A 1,186-nucleotide genomic window follows, 5' to 3' on the forward strand; every position below is an offset into this window, starting at 1 on the left:
CGTCGGTCAGCCAGTACAGGTCGCTCATGTCACCGCTCCGTTTTCCGAGCCGTGAATCACGTAGCACACTGAAAATCAATGCATCCTGACCCTAGGCCGAGGCAGGGCTGGTCGTCGTCGCCTCGGTGCTTTCCGCACGCGGGGCTTTATCCATGCGCTGGACGCCACCGATCTATACTCATTCGCCTGATCCAGGCGTCCCGAGGGCAGTCGCTGGTCCTTTGACTGCAGCGCGGGAAGGCTTGGTTAGTCTCTATATGCGATGTCATCGTCGCCGTGACTCAATAGGTATGACCGCGACCGCCGAGGTCGAGTTGGTCGAAATCGACGGGCGGGCACTTTTCGCGCTTCCAGCCGTGGTCGGCGAGGGTATCCACCGGCGGGCGATCATCGAGTAGAGATGCTGCACCCGGCGTCGAATGGCGGCTTCAGCGAATGCCGCCCTGCAGAATTGGCGAAGTCGACCGGCGGCTATGGGCCGACCATGTTGCTGTCAGCGATGCGCCAGATAGTCCGCTGAAACGTAACCCGAGATACCAGGCCGGTCGGTGAGCGAGACTCTGCACCAGACCTTCCCGTTGTTCGTGACGCAGTTCTGGCGGGTGAGGCGTGTTCCGTCGGGCAGGCCGATGATGATGTTGTGATCGAGACCAGGGCCTTCGCGAAGCTTCAGGAGATCGTCTGGCCCGACGCCCTTGACCACTGCACCAGAACCGACCGCGCATGCGGTGGCGACCATGAGAGCGAAAAGAGCAGCAAGATGAGTGCGCATGATCTGACCTGAATCGTTTTGCCATCACTACGACACCATCACGCTGAATGACAGCAGGCAGGTGCGGGCGCGGATGAAAGGCTTGCAAAAGACCAGCCATCGAAGGCCCGTTCCGTCCCATGGAGCAGCACTTCTGGTCAGGATTTCGCCGCAGCGCCAGTCGAGCGGCAGCATTCGGAGAATGCGGTCACGCAGCATGGGGTGCGTCCGACGAGCGGTTCTGGCCGCACCTTGCCTGTCCGGAGGCAAATCGCCCCGGTTCAGCCAAACCTGCCACTTGCTGTCCCGCAGCGAGCTGCTCGAGAGTCCATTGCTGCCTTTGGAGACTGATCCGGCGCAAATGATCAGCTCTGGATGTTCCGTCCACTGTTTCCAGGTGTGGTCAACCGGCTGTACTCGCCACCGAGCTGCAAG

At 61.0% G+C, this 1,186-nt stretch carries 2 protein-coding genes; both read right to left on the bottom strand.

Annotated features, from left to right (window positions below; all coding sequences use genetic code 11):
- Window positions 1-493: 493 nt before the first annotated feature.
- Window positions 494-772: an SH3 domain-containing protein gene (locus tag BLT64_RS25925; protein ID WP_011749594.1), complete on the bottom strand. Its 279-nt coding sequence runs from the start codon at window positions 770-772 to the stop codon at window positions 494-496.
- Window positions 773-799: 27 nt separating this feature from the next.
- A partial coding sequence (locus tag BLT64_RS27205; protein WP_217633928.1) for a hypothetical protein occupies window positions 800-1,186 on the bottom strand: 387 nt, incomplete at its 5' end.

The organism is Paracoccus denitrificans, assembly GCF_900100045.1.
Lineage (GTDB): Bacteria > Pseudomonadota > Alphaproteobacteria > Rhodobacterales > Rhodobacteraceae > Paracoccus > Paracoccus denitrificans.

Coding starts and splice junctions, on each gene's coding strand:
- BLT64_RS25925 (WP_011749594.1), bottom strand. CDS start 772: ATGCGCACTCATCTTGCTGCTCTTTTCGCTCTCATGGTCGCCACCGCA.